Origin of the sequence: Peribacillus sp. NPDC096540 (assembly GCF_050278525.1) — a bacterium.
Classification (GTDB): Bacteria; Bacillota; Bacilli; order Bacillales; family DSM-1321; genus Peribacillus.
Window position 1 is genome coordinate 1 of record NZ_JBNNTG010000011.1, and the last position, 18,855, is coordinate 18,855.

An 18,855-nucleotide genomic window follows, 5' to 3' on the forward strand; every position below is an offset into this window, starting at 1 on the left:
TCAGTAAGATCTGTCTCGGTTACTTTTTCGCGAATATGGCCATAGCCTTTTTTAAGATTTCAACTTCTTGCTTTAACCGAAGGTTTTCCTTCTGTATGGCGGCTAATTCCTTTGGAGTCATAGACTCTTCCCCTATACCAATAGGGGTAAATTCTTTAACCCATTTATAAATGGTAACTTCTGATACGCCATATTCGCCGCTTAATTCTTTGACCGAATTACCCGAGTGATAAAGATCTACAATAGTCTTCTTGAATTCATTATTATATTTTTTACTTGTATTCTTACGTTCCAAGACGGACACATCCTCTCAAAAATTATTGTAAGGACTTAACTAAAATGTGTCCATGAAACTATACTAACTCCATTAATTAGATAACCTTACGGATTAAAGTTACTTCAGTAATCAAACTCATATGAGGAAATTGGTAATAAAAGTAGTCCAACAGATGGAAAACATGGAAAGAGTATGCCGTAAATAATGCAATGAATATCTTTGTGAAGGCGATCCAGCACGATCTAAGGTTTCCTTGAATATTTTATGAAGTCCACGTGTATTCAGTTGCTTATTATTTTTATTATAAAATATCGGTTTATAATGGTTTTGCTGTTCTTAAAGTCGTTGTCTGTAATACAATCGGGTGAAGGGGGAGGAGGCGTTCTTTTTTTCCTTTCCCTCGAACTAAAATCGTATTGTTGTCTAAATCGACTGCTCCCATAATAAATCTACTAATTCTTGTCGTCTCATTCCTGTTGTAGCTAATTTAAACATCAATTCATTACTTGCGGTCGTTAGTCTTGTTCCAATTAAGCAAATAATTTGTGCAGCATCTGTAATGCCATGTATTTGAATCGATCGGTCATTTTGCTTAAAAACTCACCGTAGATCTTTAAATCGAATGCGTAACTAGTTAAGGTGTTCACGGCATAATTTTTCTCAACTTCTAGGTACATGAGATAATTATCCGAAGCTTGAACGTAATTCATAATTATCAGACCTCCTGGGAATTATTCAGTCCAACCCAAGGAATTATGTTCGAAACCATTTATTATGAGAACTAACCGACTTATCGGAAGCAGCATTGAATATTATAGTCAACTTGAACCAAGTTAGGGGACAATAATGCGATCACTTGATACTATTATGTTTTATTCTAGTTTACATAATATATATTATAGGAAGTTATATTTTAATTATAAATACTGTCTCATATCTTAAGAATACTTAACTAAATGAGACAGAAACTCAGATTTTATAATTTAAAACTGTTTTAATGAATTTTTAGATATTATATGCTAGTTAGTAAAAAATCAAGGAAATATCTTATTTCATAATTTCGTTAAAATTTTAATCATTTATCATTTTATCTTATGTTATTTAATTTATCTTAAATTCAATAATTACCTGCTAATTTCATCTGCTGCTTACATAAATGATTTTTAATCTATATTTTTACCCGGATCTAATATTTATTTAATCAGTGGTTTTTTCAGATTTTTTCCCAAATTAAATCCAACTTTAATTATCAGAATGTTTGCTCACGATTTGTTTCTATAAAAGCTTTTGCGAATTCAGCAAATATATTGCTCTGTACTTGGTATTCTTCAGCGTTAAAGACTAAAAGAACTAAAACGAAGAATTTATTATTCTGATATATATAATTATCAGCAAAATGAGAAATATTTCGGGTTAACACCTCGGAAAAATTATATAACAATAATTTATATGCAAAAAAAACTAAAATTCCTTATGTGAATTGAATAAGTCCTTCAAAAATTACGAACTCAAATATCATAGGTTCCGCTTACTAATAAGAAATCATATGGTCTTCTCTCTCTACCCACATAATTCTCATAATACCGTTAATATGCTTTATTATTAGTTATCTATTTAATGCTAATGCTACTTAAACAAAGTTGTGCTTGAAGCTGTTAAAGCAACGATTAGATTAAATAACTATCAGAAATATGTTAATTAATATAAAACATTTTAATCAACTATTAAATCCGCTTATATGCAGATTAATGCTGACTTAATTGACCTTTCTTATTAAGCACACTGGGGAATATAGGAAATAACGATAGATAAAAACAAAGGGGTTCTGCCTTCATATGAGCAAACTTAAATACATAATAACGAAGATATTATGACTTATAATGTTTAACGTAACATAAAGTTTGAATATTTTTTCCACAATATAAAGCATAATAATGTTCAAATAGCTACTAAGTCATTTCAAGTAGTATTCTGTATTGTACTAAAAAATCACTAAAAAACATTTCGAGAAAAGGATTCGAAATTCAAATGTTCAGCATAAAAATAGCTTTAAGGTAAAATAAGTTACCGAATATGAAATCATTTTCAAACAAATAATAAGGACCACTTATTGTGGCCCCTTTTGTATCTGTTTTACTAAATAATCAATCCGTATCTTAGTTTCATTTAGGTCTTGTAGCTCTTATTTTCGCACTTTCACCTAGCTCACGAGAAAACTCTTCATTAACACGATCCGGTTCTATTTTTAAGTTTTTGGGAGTTTGAGGTAATGATTTTTTTCTGCTAGATGATTTTTGATTGATTGACCTTCCCATAATATTGCCTCCTAACGAATTTTTAATCTTTATTAGTATGGCTAGGAATCACAATAATATATCTTTAGACTTGCTCATGAACAAATAATTTTATCAACAGTTTTTAGGACACCTCCTTCTTATTTAATAAGGCTATGTTATAGTTCTTGGTTGATTTTGAATATATCGTAATCATTTGTGGTATCCTGATTGTAATTATTGACAAAAGGGGCAATTCAAATGACCCTGGCGAAGATATTAGCTGATATTTCTTCTTTGAGCATAGAGATAAAGAATATATCTTAGGGTTTCTTATACGCCAAGCTCATTTATTTAACTGTCATCTTTTTACTAAGCTTTGTTAAATAATATTGTTGATTTTAATGCAAATATAAGGGAACCCCGATATGATGAGGTTCCCTCCTTTGTTAAACTAACGCCCTCTTTAGTACACTAAGAAAAAGACGTTTATTTTGTAGTTTTCTCTTTTACATTGCGTTTTACTTGTAATTTATACAAGACAATTGTCCATATTAAAGTAAAAATGATCATAGGCGTAAGAAGTAAGAGAATGAAAAATGTATTTACGCTAGGCACTGAAAATGGGTGGCTATAATAATTAACAGGCAATTTAACTTCTTGATTTCGTTGGAATTGTCTTAGAAAGTATAAAAATCCGCCTAATAGCAAGGAAAATAGGGAAGGAATGATTAATACCCTATTTTTTTTGAAAAAGCAAATAAATAAACGATGACAAAGCTTAAAATGGCACAAATTAGACAGTAATAATGATTAACATAAAAGAGCTCCTACCATTTTTATATATATATTATATAAATAGAGGATTTATCTATGTAGATTAAGGAACTTATATTATTCCTTTAAAGCCATTCAAAGCAACTCTATTCGTAACTATTCATCTACATTATTATAGAACATAAATTCGCTTTAAAAATATCAACAGAGTTATTTAATATAGCTAAAAAAATGGCTTGTAAAATTTAAAAAGGCTGCCCCCAAGCTTCTTCAACTAACGCCCCCGATAGTTGAAGTAGATTTATTCATAAGATATTACTAAGGGACTAATCACAATACTTTTTGTATTTGTCTAAAATGATGAATATCGTGTTCTACTAACCCGGAAAGATAGCTAATGAGTGATATGTTATTTTTTCCAATGATAAAGTCCTGTGTCCATAACGTATCGGATAAATCATTCAATGTATTTATAAGCTTTTTCCTAATTGCTATAAATAATTTAATCGTTTCATCCTTTGACCTGTTCTTACTTTCAATAGATGCTTGGTGATTTATCAATTCAGCATTTGGGCTTATTGGTAATTGAGTAAGCAAGTATGGGCGCCGTTGATTCAAAACAAATTCATCCCAAGGTATCAAGTGTCCAATTATCTCAGCAATAGTCCATTTACCTTTATCTATTTGAGTTCTCCATTTCTCCTCAGATAAATTTGTTAAACTTTTCACCCAGCCAATAGATTTCTCATAGTGAGCTATTATTTGCTTCTTATCAATATACAACTATACCAACTCCATTAATTTATCTTTCAATCATTTATTCATTTCAAGATAAACACTATTAAGTCCTTCTTGAGCTAAACTAACTCGCTAATTTAAGTAAGCACCTTCACAATCCAGGATTTACTTTAACAAGATTATCCAATCATTTTTTTTAAAAATCGCGAACTTTAATTGAACGAGAATTAAGCCATCCTTTTATTCTTATAGAAAAGGATGGCAATTTTATGCTTTGGGTATTCCTTTATTCTAAAAATGCACATGGATATTCATCAACACCTGAAACAAGGTGCTTTTATTCCCCATAAAAATAGAATAGGAAAATCATATGCGTTTGCTTATTCTATATGAAGCTAGGTTGATCAAGTTCGAATCGATTCGACTCGATTTTGGATATATTCCAACGAACCTTTAGCTTCAAGAACGATTTGTTTAATAAGTTCATCAACTGTTTTGACTTCCTTAATTAAACCGACTGATTGACCGCATGACCAGATCTCTCCGTCTAAATTCCCTTCAAAATATACACCTTTACTTCTTTGTCCCGTTATTAGCGGGATTAATTCTTCTATAGTGGCTCCCTCATTTTCTAGTCTGTCTACCTCTTTACTAACAGTATTTAACGCTACACGCGAAGGACTTCCTATATTTCGCTGTATGACGATAGTATCCGATTCATTTGCTGAAACCATCCAGTTCTTTACGTTATCATGAATAGGGGCTTCTTTCGTGGCCATAAAGCGAGTTCCCATAACAATCCCTTCAGCGCCGAGTGCCAATGCACTGATAAGGCCTCTACCGTCTGAAAAGCCTCCGCCTGCTAGTACAGGTATTTTAACAGAATCAACCACTCTAGGGAGCATTACAAGCGTTCCTACATCCCCCATGCCTGGATGGCCCCCCGTTTCATTCCCTACGATAACAACCGCATCGACTCCTAATTTCTCTGCAGGCAGTCAGTTTTTGACACTTGCAACCTTATGAATGACAGTAAAACCATGCTCTTTAAGTTTGGCATTAAAACTTCCGGGCTTCGTCCACTGGTTTCAACAATTTTCACATCTTCCTCTACTAAAATATCAATAAATTCTTCATTTGGAGTAGCAGTTTGACTAGGAAATAGATTCAGATTGACAGCAAAGGGTTTCTTCGTTAATGCTTTTACTTTGCGTACTTCATCACGAAGACCTTCGGGTGTAATCTGTATTTTGGAGGTTATGATACCTAATCCACCTGCTTCAGATACTGCTGCTGCAAGTGGAGCTCGACCAACTTGAAACATTCCACCGCAAATAATCGGATATTTTATTCCTAATAATTCAGTAATTCTCGTTTTCATATGCCATACCCCTCTCTATCCTTATACATTCCGCTAAAAATAAATTAATCTTTTATTCCTTGAAATTTCACATCCTTGACTATAGACCATATTTATGAAGCCGCTTGTAAAATGTACTTCTAGGAATATCTATCAATTTTGCAGCTGCGGTGACATTTCCTTGTGTCCTTTGCAAAGCCTCTAGCATTAAATCTTTTTGTATTTTTTCTCGCGTAGTCAGGTCATTTCCTGTAATACAATTTTTATCAATTTCCTTTGCAGACTGGCAATCCGCTTGATGCGTAATCTCTAGGGAATGCATAGAATTTAATAATTGTTCATAATCTACTAGTCCATCTTGAAGCAAGATAGACAAGCGTTGCAGAGCATTTTGTAGTTCTCTTATGTTTCCTGGCCAATTGTAACCCTTTAAACTATCTAATAATTCTTCTGTTAATGGAATATTCCAGTTATTCACTTGACTAAGATAGCGGACAAGATACGGAATATCATCTTTCCTTTCCCTTAAAGGTGGTACAAATACAGGATAAACATTTAAACGATAATATAAATCTTGACGAAAGGATCCTTCATTTACAAGCTCTGCAAGATTACGATGTGTTGCTGTAATAATTCGAATGTCTAAAGAAATGCTTTTTGTACCACCAATCGGTACGATTTTTCTTTCCTGAAGTACACGCAATAAGGCCACTTGCATCGCATGTGAAATTTCACCAATTTCATCGAGAAAAATGGTCCCTCCTTTAGCCTGCTCAAATTTCCCTTTATGCCCTTGACGCTTAGCCCCTGTAAATGCGCCTTCGACATAACCAAATAATTCACTCTCCATTAAATCTTTTGGGATGGCCCCGCAATTTATGGTGATAAACGGTCCTTTTTTACGAGAACTATTTTCGTGAATAGACATAGCAACAAGCTCTTTTCCAACCCCTGTTTCACCAGATATATAAACATTAGCTTCTGTCGGTGCAACAAGCTTTACTTTATGTAAAGTGTTTTGAAACGCTTCACTAATACCAATTTCACCCTTGAAATTAAACACTTTAGATAGCGAAGAAGTTGGAAAAAGCCAATTTTGGGTATGACTAAGACCTTCTGATAAAAATAAACACTTTCCAGATACCCTTTTATCTTCTTCAGAAAAAAGAGGAGTTTCCTTTTCAATTTGGTATCCATAGTTTAAAAAATCAGACAGTCTCATTCCAATAGATTGAGAAATTTTTTGACGGACTTGTTTGCTGGCGGAAATGATGATTTCTTTATGATTACAAACAATAAAAGGGTGGTTTGGATAAGCTTCTGCTAGCTCAATAGATTGCTGAGTTAGTGCCAACTCTCTTTTATAGGAGCGAACCCCCATCTCCTGTTCTATCGTATACGCCAGAGTGGCAACCATACCTAGCATTGATGGATGAAAATAATCAACCGGACACGATATATCTAAAACGCCCATTAACATTCCATCTTCATTAAAAATAGGCATTGCAGAACAACTCCATTTATGTGAGGCAATAGAGTAATGTTCGGTGCCTTGTATCATTACTGCCTCCCCCGTTTTCAAAGCGGTTCCAATTGCGTTTGTTCCAACTTCCCCCTCCGTCCAGCGTACGCCTTCCACAAAATTTATTTTACCTGCTTCATCCAGAATTTTTTCGTTTCCTGAGAGGGAAAGAACATATCCATCAGGGTCCACTAATAAAGCCATCATTCCAGACTCTTTAATCGCTTGGTTCATCCTTGATAATTGGGGCGATGCTACATCTAGAAGTAAAGAGTTTTTTTCTCTTTGAAGGATCAATAAATCATTTGTTAACACATGCTTACCTTTATTTAGATACGGATTGACCTGTTCTTTTTTACAACGATGCCAAGATTCCTTAATTCGCTTGTCCAAACGATTTGAATCGAGAACCCCCTCACTAACAAAACGTTCCCATGTACGTAGATAACAACTAGTGGATAACATATAATCCTCCTCTAATCATCTTAAATATTTTCAACATTCATTTGAAAAATAAAAGCATGTCTTATCAATCAAGAGAAATAATACCGTGGAGTAATAAAAAGGATGTTAATCGAGGTCCACTTTATTATAGTAGATTATGTATACGCTTACAATATTTTGATTACTATTAACAAAAACTTCACAATAAAAGCTTCACATGATCATTCACGTGAAGCTTACTTATTAATCATTTATGCGTATTTCCTAGTCCTATATTGATTGTTTTTATGAAAAAATGACGCCTCCATCAATCATGATAGATTGTCCTGTCATATAGTCAGAATCTGGTGAGGCGAGATACGATGCAAACTTCGCAACATCTTCTGGGGTCTCAGGTCGTCCCAAGGTAATAGAATCCGAAAACTTTTTAAATGCCTCTCCTTTTCCCAGATTCATATATTGCCCCATTTTTTCATCGATAAGATCCCACATTTGTGTACCGACGATACCTGGACAGTATGCATTAACCGTAATTCCAAACTGAGCCAATTCTTGTGCTGCTGCTTGTGTAATGCCTCTAACAGCAAATTTAGTAGCTGAGTAAGTTCCTAGTAGGCTAAACCCTTTGTAACTAGCGATACTGGCAGCACTAATTATTTTCCCGCCTTCTTGCTTTTTCATTTGCTCAGCCGCCGCTTGCAGACAAAAAAGCACACCATTTACATTTATATTAAAAATCTGTTCAAGATCTTCCTGAGTCACTTCAAGCAATGGTTTAATTTGAGCAATTCCTGCATTTGAAACCATAACATCAAGTTGTCCAAACTGATCAACAACTTGATCAACCATATTGAATACTTCATTTCTTTTACTTACATCAGCTTTCACTGCAAAGCTTTCACGTCCAAGTTCCTTAATTTCGTTTACGACCGATTCGGCGCTATCCAAATTGACGTCGTTAATCACTACATTCAATCCATCTTGAGCTAGTCGTAAAGCAATGGCACGTCCAATTCCACGACCTGAACCAGTGACAATCGCTGTTCGATGACTAATAACCATACAAAATACCCCCTTTATTCAATAGGTTCAGTTCATTTAAGTATGCACTGCTTGGCCACTAACGCTTAATAATGCTTCATGTATGGACTCTGACAAGGATGGATGGGCTGATATTAGGTCTTCCATAATATCTGTCGTTATTTCTGCATGCAGTATGACCGTTCCTTGACCAATTAATTCTGTCGCGTGTGGGCCAACTATGGAAAATCCAAGAATCTCATTAAATTGAGGATCTACTACGACTTTGACCTTTCCAATCTGTTTGTTTGAAATGGCAGCTTTTCCATTTGCGGAAAAAGGAAATTCCCCAACTTTAATATCACCATATTTATTTCTAGCTTCTTTTTCCGTCAAGCCCACGCTGGCAATCTCAGGAGAGGTATAAATGCAGCGTGGTATTGCTCGGTAATTTACATTAATCACATGTCCACATGCATTCAGAGCAGCTACTCTTCCCTCATGAAAAGCTACATGGGCAAGTTGGATTCCACCAATCACATCACCACAAGCATAAATCGAAGAATTACTTGTTTGCATTTGATTATTTACAGAAATTCCATGTCTGGAAAAATCAATACCAATATTCTCTAGATCCATTCCGCTTACTCTCGGCTTTCTCCCTATTGAAACAAGTACGTAATCAGCACGAAATTCTTCAAAACTGCCATTACCTTTATCTAAAAATACCTTCTTATTATTAGTGTTCATGTCTTTGACAGATGTGGTGGTATGGATAATTACACCATAGCTTTCCAATTCTTTATGTAGGACTGCTGAGATTTCTTCATCTTCCCCTGGAAGCAGCTTTTCTCCCATCTCAACGATTGTGACCTTGGTGCCCATTCGACTATAAATACTTGCAAACTCGCATCCAATTACTCCGCCTCCGATAATAAAAAGTGAAGAAGGAATAGAGGGGAGTGACATGGCTTGACCACTATGGATAATCCAACTACCATCAAAAGGGGCAAATGGTAATGGAATCGGTTCGGAACCTGTAGAAATAATAACTTTATTAGCTTCAATCTCTTCATATTTATCTTCGTTCTCTATCCGAAGTCGGTAACTCGTTATAAAAGAAGCTCTTCCCTGAATTACTTTTATTTTATTTTTTTTCATTAAATATTGAATGCCTTGGACAAGTGTCGATACAATACCTTTCTTTCGTTTCTGCACCACCTCCCAATCGATTTCAATAGAGTTAGATGGAAAACGTATCCCTAATTCGCCTGCATTTTTCACCAATTCATACGTATCAGCACTTTCTAACAAGGTCTTCGTTGGCATGCATCCTTCGTTTAAACAGGTTCCACCAAGTGGTCCTTCGACAACCAGTGTCACTTCTTTTCCCTGCTGGGCAGCAGTAATAGCCGCTACATACCCAGCTGGACCTCCTCCGATAATAGCTATACGATTCAAAAGATTTCCTCCTTTTTCTATAAAAGCATGGTCATTGGCTCTTCTAAATACCTTTTTATTGTTTGTAAAAAGGCTGAAGCGGGAGCTCCATCTAAGACACGATGATCAAAGGTTAAACTGAGTGGCAAAATAGTTCTTCTTTCCAACGTATCTTCAATATAGAGCGGAGTATCATAAGCAGAGCCAATTCCAAGAATTCCTGTTTCCGGGGTATTTAAAATCGGTGTGAAGTGTTCTACACCGTATGCACCCAGGTTGCTAATAGTAAAAGTAGAACCATTCATTTCTTCAGAAGGCAATTGACCTTCACGAGCAAACTTAGCTAGTTCCTTACCTTTCTTCGATAACTGCCTTAGTGTACAGGCGTCCGCATTTCTTATAACTGGAACAACTAACCCCTTTTCCAAGGCAACAGCTAATCCCAGATGTACATGCTCAAACAAATGAATTTTATCTTCTACATATGCACTGTTCATTTTAGGGTGATCTTTTAATGAAAGGACAACAGCTTTTGCAACAAAGTCTGTGACCGTCAGTTTACCCTCATCATGTTTTTGGATAATTTCTGTAGCTTGTCTTTGCAATTTGATTAAATCGGTTACATCTGCTTTCATCGTAAGAGTCAATTGAGCACTACTTTGTAAGCTATCCTGCATACGTGTGGCAATAATTTTCCGCATTCCGTTTACAGGAATCTCCTGTGTTTTCTCTTTAGATTGCTCAGGGATTAAGATACTTTCTTCTTTATTTTCAGGCATTGATTCAGGTCTCTTAATTGCTTTCTGTACATCATCTTTAGTAATTCTTCCACCTGGTCCAGTGCCTTGAATTTTCTCAATATCAAGATTAGCTGCTTGTGCCATTTTACGTGCAACCGGGGTAATCATCACACGATCTCCATTTTTACTCATTGGCAAAAGAGGTGGCTCTATATTTTCCGTTGTTTCTTTTTTGTGGTTTTCCGGCTGGTTTTCTTCAGCAACAGGCTCATTAACCATTACGCTTTCATTGGGATTTCCGATATAACAGATAACTGTTCCAGGAGGGACGCCTTGTCCCTCTGGTACAGCTATGTTTAGTATTGTACCTTCTGACGGTGACTCGATATCCATTTCTATTTTCTCAGAATTAATGCTGGCTATTGCTTCGCCCTTTTCTACAGTATCGCCGACTCCCTTACTCCATTCCGAAACAGTACCTTCTTTCATTGCCATGCCTAATTTCGGCATTACTACTTCTACAGCCATATCTCTTTTCTCCCTTCAGCATTGTTTCTTTGCCTATCATTGGTTTCTTGCTTCAGGCTCCAGCTTTCGATGACAACCGCCAAAAAGGTGGAGCCTTTTTCATTTTTACTTACACCCCAAGATTAGATGGTTCTCCTAACAATTCTGATACAACTTTAATTACTTTCTCTGATGTAGGAAGATAGATATCTTCTAGTGGCGGAGAAAAAGGTACAGGCGTATGTGGTGCAGTAATCCTTTTTATTGGCGCATCAAGCGTATCAAACCCTTTATCCGCGACCAATGCTGCAATATCTGTGGCCATGCTGCACCTTGGATTTGCTTCATCTATCACAATAAGCCGATTTGTTTTCGCGACGGATGAAAGAATCGATTCTTCATCCAGCGGTGACAAGCTCCTTGGATCAACAATTTCAACTTCAATGCCTCTACCAGCAAGTTGTTCCGCAGCATCCATTGCGGTATGAACTTGTTTACCGAGAGCAACGATGGTTAAATCTGAGCCAGGCCGCTTTATTTCTGCTTTTCCGATTGGAATCGTATAATAACCTTCTGGAACCTCACCTACCATGTTATATAGCGTTTTATCTTCAAAAAAGATGACTGGATCATTATCCTCGATGGCTGAGAGTAACAGCCCTTTTGCATCATAAGGGGAAGATGGGACAACTACTTTCAGTCCCGGAATACTTGTAAACAAGGCATATAAGCTTTGTGAATGCTGAGCTGCTGCCCTAAATCCTGCACCATGCATCGTACGAATCGTAACAGGAACTTGCGCTTTTCCTCCAAACATATAACGGAACTTGGCCCCTTGATTTAAAACCTCGTCTAAACAACTACCAATAAAATCGTTAAACATTAACTCTGCAATAGGACGTAATCCCGTAGAAGCAGCTGCCATGGCTGCTCCCATATAACCTGCTTCGGCAATAGGAGTATCTAAAATGCGGTCACGACCAAATTCTTGCACTAATCCTTTTGTAACCCCCAAAACTCCACCCCATGCTTCATCATCTTGAAGGTGATCAACTTCTGCTCCACCGGCTACATCCTCTCCCATAAGAATGATATTTTCATCTTTTCTCATTGCGAGCGCCATTGCTTCATTTATTGCTTGTGACATACTGATTTTTCTACTCATCCCAAATTCCTCCTTTTATTGTTTAATAAGATACATAAACATCGTTTAATAAATCGGATGCCTCTGGATAAGGGCTTTCTTCACTAAACTTGACAGCTTGTTTAATTGCCTCTTCAACTGAATTCTCGAGGGAAACCAATTCCTTTTCAGCTATCAGATTCTGATTCAGTAAGTATTTTCTAAATTGAGCAATTGCATCTTTTTCTTGTTTATGTTCTTTCTTTTCTTGTTCTTTTTTATATTTCTGAGCATCGCCTTCAAAGTGTCCATAATTTCTATAGGTTACGCATTCTATTAAAGAAGGACCTTCTCCTCTGCGAGCTCTTTGAACTGCTTCTTCTGCTGCCTGGTAAACAGCTATTACATCTTTCCCGTCCACTCGAACTCCGGGGATATTGTAGCTTATTGCACGATCCGCTATCGTTTTACAACTAGAAGCATAGTTAAAAGGTGTCGCTTCACCGTAACCATTGTTTTCAGCAATAAAAACAACAGGTAGATTCCAAATAGCCGCAAGATTAATCCCTTCATGAAATGTGCCATGATTATTAGCACCATCTCCAAAAAAACATACACTTACATGATCCGTTTTTTTATACTTGGCAGTTAATGCTGCACCACAAGCAAGTGGAAAACCACCACCGACAATACCGTTTGCCCCTAACATTCCTTTATCTAAATCGGCTATATGCATGGAACCGCCTTTTCCTTTACACAGCCCTGTAACTTTCCCATAGATTTCAGCCATCATCCCATTAAGATCGCATTCTTTAGCAATACAGTGACCATGCCCCCGATGTGTGCTTGTAATGCTGTCCTTTTCATTAAGGTGAGCACACACTCCTACTGCCACCGCTTCCTCCCCAGCATACAAATGAACAAATCCTGGTAAAATTCCCTTAGCAAATGATTCATGAACTTGGTCTTCGAATTTTCTAATCTCTAGCATTTTTTTGTACATCCAATAAGCCTTGTCCTGTGATAATTGAATTTCTTTAGTTTGAATCGTTTCCATATTCCAGCCCCCAATCTTAATAATGAGTCAATAATATATAGTGCAATTTACATGCCAAAATGGAAGTTCGCTATACTAGGAATTTGTCCATTATCTTTAGAAACAAAACGAGACAAAATGAGATGGTTGTCTCGTTTTGTCTCGTTTTAAACAAAAAATTGATAAAGAGGGTTCTAGAATTTTTCATAAAGAATGTATTTATCATGATATAGCATGCGAAATTGATAGCTACTATTAAATAGTAGTTTAAAGACTAATAGAGATAGGGACAAAAGAAGACGGAGCCATTTTGCTCCGCCTATATTTGTATCTTTGTAATAAAGTTTGATTAAAAGTAGGTCACTAAACCTCATTTGGTAGCAAATACAAAGACTCCATTTTGAAAAAAGTTTGAACAAAATGGAGTAGCTTTTTAAGACTAAATATATGATTTCCATAAAAAAGTTTGATCAGTACTGTTGACCAGCTCCTAAGATTGAAGTAAAGGACCTTTTAGTGAAGAAGTCATCGCTTCCACTTATCTTATATAAATCACACATTATGAAATATATGTTTTTTACCATTCCATTCGATTATTAGTTCTTCTATACCTAAAATTGCTTGGCTTATGTTGTTTGTTCTTGAATCCATTCTTTGTCAGATAAAACTGAATTATTAAAGCCTTCGTAAGCTTTTTCAGGATAAGGATTTCTGGATATTGGAAAGAAATAAATACATATCGTTCTAACTCTTTGGTAAGAGGATGTGGCGATAACGGTTCCTTTAATAATTTGTCTATTAGCAGTAGGGCATCTACTATCATATTCAAATTGTCTTGTCAAATCATAGCAAATACTTAGTTCGTGGCTGTTCAAAAGTTGATATTTAATTGCTTGTTTAACATATTTCTCAGTAACGTTCAGATTCCTATAATAAGTAAATTCCATAGAATTACCTCCACTTATAAGAAAAAGTTGAGTAGCAACCCTGTAAATGAAGTAAATCCACCTGTTAGGTGGAAGATCGTTCTGATTAACGTGCAGTACAAAATTACAGATAAGGCCCCGTTTGTTTAAGTAAGTCGATAGCTGGCATAATAATCTTTATTATTTATTACTAAAGTATTTAACTTTAAAACTATTTGTTTAGATATCTAAATATATTCCGCTTGCTTATGTTTATTAAATTTGCTAATATAACTGACGAACGTTCGTTAAAATTTGAGGTGATATTATTGAAAAGTAATGAAATTAAGGAAGCCGCTCTAAAATTTTTCACGATTCATGGTTATGAAGGTGCGTCCCTTTCTCTAATAGCTGAAGAAGTCGGTATGAAAAAGCAATCCATTTACGCCCATTTTAAAGGCAAGGATGATCTTTTTCTGCAAGTTTTACGTGATGCGAAAGAGACGGAGCTATCTTCAAAACTCCAATATTTTAGTGAAATTGATTCACAAAGTCCCGAAAAAGATTTATACGGATTTCTACAATTGGTAATCGATCTTTTCCAAAAAAATGAGCAGTTAAAGTTTTGGTTACGTATGTCTTTTTTTCCGCCAGCACATCTTGCGAAAGCAATCGAAAAGGAAGTAATCGATATCGAAGAAAAGGTGCAGGCGATACTCGAAAGTAAATTCCAGGATTGGATCAATGCCAAATTAATCGTCGAAGATGCAGCCATAACGCCGACCTATGCTTTCTTGGGAGTAGTGGATTCCATTCTGCTGGAGCTTGTATACGGCAATGATGAGAAACGGCTGAAGGATAAATTAACAGCCTCTTGGAAAGTGTTTTGGAGAGGTATTTCACAAAAATGATTCACAAGAAAGTGGTGTTACTACATGAATAAACCAATTAAAGAACAAAAGGCGGTATTAATTATTCTTCTAAGCAATATATTCATTGCTTTTCTGGGAATTGGACTAATCATCCCCGTTATGCCGTCATTTATGAATATCATGCATTTATCAGGAAGTACGATGGGCTATCTTGTTGCTGTATTTGCGGTATCACAGCTTGTTATGTCACCATTCGCGGGTCGTTGGGTTGACCGTTACGGCAGAAAGAAAATCATCATTATCGGCTTATTCCTTTTTGGTGTTTCAGAACTTATCTTTGGTGTAGGCACGAACGTATCCGTGTTTTATTTATCAAGGATCCTAGGGGGAATCAGTGCCGCCTTTATTATGCCAGGTGTTACTGCATATGTTGCAGATATTACATCTGTTCAAGAAAGGCCAAAAGCAATGGGCTATATTTCAGCCGCCATTAGCTTGGGCTTTATAATAGGACCTGGGATCGGTGGCTTTATTGCAGAATTTGGTATACGCTTACCCTTCTTCCTTGCAGCGGCCATTGCTTTTTTAGCATGCCTTTCATCAATATTCATCTTAAAAGAGCCGATGACAAAGGAACAGCTTGCAAAAGTTTCTGCTAATACAAAGCAAACAAACTTTATTGGCGATTTAAAAAGATCACTTAATCCACTTTACTTTATTGCGTTCATCATTGTATTTGTACTCGCTTTTGGTTTATCAGCCTATGAAACTGTTTTTAGCCTATTTTCTGATCATAAATTCGGCTTCACGCCGAAGGATATTGCAATTATCATTACAATAAGCTCTATTTTCGGAGTTGTTGTGCAAGTATTTATGTTTGGAAAACTGGTAGATATCCTCGGCGAAAAAAAGCTTATCCAATTATGTTTAATCGTCGGTGCAATTTTTGCGGTAGCGTCCACTATGATCTCTAGCTTTTTGGCAGTTCTTGTGGTAACTTGCTTCATCTTCCTTGCATTTGACTTGCTTCGTCCGGCATTGACGACATTTTTATCAAAAGCTGCCGGGAAAGAGCAAGGATTTGTAGCTGGAATGAACTCAACCTATACGAGCTTAGGTAATATCTTCGGGCCAGCGATGGGCGGAATACTATTTGATATAAACATCCACTATCCTTATCTTTTTGCTGCTGTCATTATAGTCATTGGCCTCGGTATTACAGTCATGTGGAAAGAAAAACAGTTGGAAGAAAACTTAGCAAATAATAATTAGAAAAGCGTAGGGCGCCTTTGAACAATCAAAAAACCAGGTTGTTCCTTCGATGATCATACAAAGTAGCTTTCCTTATGGAGATAGACACTTTTTCTAACTCGAAAAGTTATACTTTCTTATCTTTGTATCTAAACCCTTTGTCCATATTGAACAAGGGGTTTAGATTTTCTCTACTAATAAATTTCCGTTGAGTCGGAATGTTAGATTTTAAACGTGTTTTAGGTAATTCTTTACCCTTTTAGCTTCTTCCGCTCTCGAGCCAACCAAGCCATTTTTTAAATATAAAATCCTTCTGCGTCATCTTCATTTAATAATCTCAAAGAGACTTCTTCATCAAACTTATGTATAAACAAGTTTTTCTCCTCCTTTGCTTCTCTCCTCCTTCGTCTTCTAAGAAAAAAGTTACTTCACATTTTTTTCACCAAGCTGCTACTTTCTATAAATAAAAAATATCCTGCATTAAACAGGATATCTTATCAAACCACTCTTCGTCGGAACTTTTTTTTAAACATCGTGACTTTATTTTAAAGACACTGTATTCCTAGAATATTTTTTCCTCATTTAATTCTAATGCTAATTCTTTGAAAAATTGAAGCGATTCAGGATTACCCATTGAGTCTGGATTCACTACCTTATCAAACTCAAACCCTAATAGTACTTTGCGAATTGGCACTTCCATTTTCTTTCCGTTCAATGTTTTTGGTATTTGTTCAACGGCATAGATTTGGTCTGGGATAAAACGAGGAGAAACATTCCCTCTAATTTGTTCCTTAATTTTTGCTTTCAGGGAAGGATCTAAACTATTTCCAGACTTAAGAACAACAAACATCAGCAACGAAGAACCACGCCCAAGCACTTCTCTATCAATCACAAGACTTTCCATTACCTCGTCAATCGCTTCAACGACCCGGTAAATATCACTTGTTCCCATACGTACTCCAGAACGATTAATCGTCGAATCTGATCGTCCATAAATGATACAACTGCCTTTGTCGTCGATTTTTATCCAATCACCATGTTTCCATATACCAGGATACGTATCGAAATAACTCTCGTAGTATCTTTTCCCATCTTTGTCATTCCAGAAATAAAGCGGCATGGATGGCATTGGTTTAGTAATGACCAATTCTCCGACATCATTAATTAAAGATTGGCCTTGTTCATCAAAGGCTTCAACATGAACACCTAATGCCCGCCCCTGTATTTCGCCAATTCTAACTGGTAATGTAGGAACACCTCCTACAAATCCAGCACAGACATCTGTTCCGCCACTCGATGAACTGAGCCAGATATCCTTTTTAACATTCTTATACACCCACTTGTATCCGTCACCTGATAATGGAGCTCCTGTAGAAAAAAGAGCTTTCAATTTCGATAGATTATATTTCTCCATTGGCTTGATTCCTAATTTCATAGAATTCGTTAGAAAAGGGGCACTTGTGCCAAAGAATGTCATGCCTGTATCTTCAGCCAATTCCCAAAGAGTATCCATGCTAGGGAAGGACGGACTACCGTCATAAAGAACTATTGTCGCTCCATTAAGCAAACCACCCATTAGCAGGTTCCACATCATCCAACCAGTCGTTGTGAACCAGAAAACTTTATCTTCGGAAGTCATACTTTGATGCAATCGTGTGGATTTAAAATGCTCTAATAAAATGCCCCCATGCCCTTGTACTATTGGTTTTGGCATTCCGGTTGTACCTGATGAATAGAGGATCCAAAGTGGGTGATCGAATGGAACACTTTCAAAAGATAGTTCCGCTGTTTCGTTTATAAGGGTTGACCATGGTATTATTTCCTTCAGGGTTACCTCAAAGTTCGTTTTATCTATGTACGGAATCAACACTGTATGCTTGATAGTGGCTATTTCCTTTTGCAGCTGCGAAACCACTGAGGTTTTATCATAGACGTTCCCATTATACTGATACCCGTCAACAGCCAGTAAAACAACCGGTTCAATCTGCTTGAAGCGGTCTATGACACTTCTTGCCCCGAAGTCAGGTGAACAACTCGACCAGATGGCACCTATACTTGATGTTGCCAAGAAAGCTATGACGGTTTCAGGGATATTTGGCATATAGGCCACGACACGGTCACCTGATTTCACACCAAGTTTCCTTAATGAGTGGACGACAGAGGCAACTTTTTCTTTCAGTTCTTTCCAACTTACCTCTTGCTTCTTGATATGCTCGGAACGGAAAAATATCGCCGTTTTTTCTTCTTGAGCATTCGATAATGCATTCTCTGCATAATTGAGTCTCGATCCTTCAAACCACTTTGTACCCGGCATCATATTATCCGCTAAAACCCTGTCATATTTTCTTGCAGCTTTTATTTCGCAAAAATCCCATATTGATGCCCAGAAGTTCTCTAGCTCCTTAACTGACCATTTCCATAGCTCATGATAATTATGAAACGCTAAACCTTTCTTTTCCTTTAACCAATCTACGTATTGAGTCATTACCGTTTGCTCGATTTGTTCTTTTGTCGGTTCCCAAATGATTTGTCCACCTGCAAGCGTTTTCATTATAATCATCTCCCTATGG

General features: G+C 36.4%; 15 protein-coding genes and 1 pseudogene. 2 read left to right on the forward strand and 14 right to left on the reverse strand.

All coding sequences use genetic code 11. The annotated features are described in order from the left end of the window. The 13 genes and pseudogenes from ACQKMR_RS11710 to ACQKMR_RS11770 form a co-directional block, all read right to left on the reverse strand. Positions 1-295: pseudogene (locus ACQKMR_RS11710) on the reverse strand (transposase); the annotation flags it as partial. A 512-nt stretch (positions 296-807) separates the two neighbouring features. After that, positions 808-987, reverse strand: a complete 180-nt coding sequence (locus tag ACQKMR_RS11715) for a site-specific integrase (RefSeq protein WP_427697457.1) — start codon at positions 985-987, stop codon at positions 808-810. A gap of 1,452 nt (positions 988-2,439) precedes the next feature. Then, the gene (locus ACQKMR_RS11720) at positions 2,440-2,592 is read right to left on the reverse strand and encodes a YfhD family protein (RefSeq protein ID WP_427697458.1); all 153 of its coding nucleotides are present in this window, start codon (positions 2,590-2,592) and stop codon (positions 2,440-2,442) included. 1,065 nt (positions 2,593-3,657) lie between these two features. Next, positions 3,658-4,110: a DinB family protein gene (locus tag ACQKMR_RS11725; protein WP_427697459.1), complete on the reverse strand. Its 453-nt coding sequence runs from the start codon at positions 4,108-4,110 to the stop codon at positions 3,658-3,660. Positions 4,111-4,469: 359 nt separating this feature from the next. Next, entirely contained in the window at positions 4,470-5,063 is a 594-nt protein-coding gene (locus tag ACQKMR_RS11730; protein ID WP_427697561.1) for an NAD(P)H-dependent flavin oxidoreductase, read from the reverse strand. Beyond that, a complete protein-coding gene (locus tag ACQKMR_RS11735) occupies positions 5,045-5,446 on the reverse strand; it encodes an NAD(P)H-dependent flavin oxidoreductase (protein ID WP_427697460.1) in 402 nt (133 codons plus the stop codon). Before ACQKMR_RS11735 ends, ACQKMR_RS11730 begins: the two co-directional genes overlap by 19 nt. Before the next feature lie 79 nt (positions 5,447-5,525). Continuing rightward, positions 5,526-7,412, reverse strand: coding sequence for a sigma-54-dependent Fis family transcriptional regulator (locus ACQKMR_RS11740; RefSeq protein ID WP_427697461.1), 1,887 nt, complete (start codon positions 7,410-7,412; stop codon positions 5,526-5,528). 264 nt (positions 7,413-7,676) lie between these two features. Next, entirely contained in the window at positions 7,677-8,453 is a 777-nt protein-coding gene (locus tag ACQKMR_RS11745; protein WP_427697462.1) for an acetoin reductase, read from the reverse strand. A gap of 36 nt (positions 8,454-8,489) precedes the next feature. Continuing rightward, positions 8,490-9,872, reverse strand: a complete 1,383-nt coding sequence (lpdA, locus tag ACQKMR_RS11750) for a dihydrolipoyl dehydrogenase (RefSeq protein ID WP_427697463.1) — start codon at positions 9,870-9,872, stop codon at positions 8,490-8,492. 17 nt (positions 9,873-9,889) lie between these two features. Further along, positions 9,890-11,119, reverse strand: a complete 1,230-nt coding sequence (locus tag ACQKMR_RS11755) for a dihydrolipoamide acetyltransferase family protein (RefSeq protein ID WP_427697464.1) — start codon at positions 11,117-11,119, stop codon at positions 9,890-9,892. 109 nt (positions 11,120-11,228) lie between these two features. Continuing rightward, positions 11,229-12,263 carry an alpha-ketoacid dehydrogenase subunit beta gene (locus ACQKMR_RS11760; RefSeq protein WP_427697465.1) on the reverse strand — a complete coding sequence of 345 codons (1,035 nt, stop codon included), beginning with the start codon at positions 12,261-12,263 and terminating at the stop codon, positions 11,229-11,231. A gap of 22 nt (positions 12,264-12,285) precedes the next feature. Beyond that, positions 12,286-13,278: a thiamine pyrophosphate-dependent dehydrogenase E1 component subunit alpha gene (locus ACQKMR_RS11765; RefSeq protein WP_427617191.1), complete on the reverse strand. Its 993-nt coding sequence runs from the start codon at positions 13,276-13,278 to the stop codon at positions 12,286-12,288. 605 nt (positions 13,279-13,883) lie between these two features. Further along, on the reverse strand, positions 13,884-14,204 hold the full coding sequence (locus ACQKMR_RS11770) for a hypothetical protein (RefSeq protein WP_427697466.1): 321 nt from the start codon (positions 14,202-14,204) through the stop codon (positions 13,884-13,886). Between the two features lie 287 nt (positions 14,205-14,491). On the opposite strand from ACQKMR_RS11770, the gene ACQKMR_RS11775 reads away from it, so the two are divergent. Both ACQKMR_RS11775 and ACQKMR_RS11780 read left to right on the forward strand, forming a co-directional pair. Beyond that, the gene (locus ACQKMR_RS11775; RefSeq protein WP_427697467.1) at positions 14,492-15,073 is read left to right on the forward strand and encodes a TetR/AcrR family transcriptional regulator; all 582 of its coding nucleotides are present in this window, start codon (positions 14,492-14,494) and stop codon (positions 15,071-15,073) included. A gap of 24 nt (positions 15,074-15,097) precedes the next feature. Continuing rightward, complete coding sequence (locus ACQKMR_RS11780; protein ID WP_427697468.1) at positions 15,098-16,306, forward strand: MFS transporter; 1,209 nt, start codon at positions 15,098-15,100, stop codon at positions 16,304-16,306. 541 nt (positions 16,307-16,847) lie between these two features. On the opposite strand, the gene ACQKMR_RS11785 is transcribed toward ACQKMR_RS11780, so the two are convergent. Next, positions 16,848-18,836 (reverse strand): acetoacetate--CoA ligase, encoded by a 1,989-nt coding sequence (locus tag ACQKMR_RS11785; protein ID WP_427697469.1) that lies wholly within the window; start codon positions 18,834-18,836, stop codon positions 16,848-16,850. Positions 18,837-18,855: the final 19 nt, after the last annotated feature.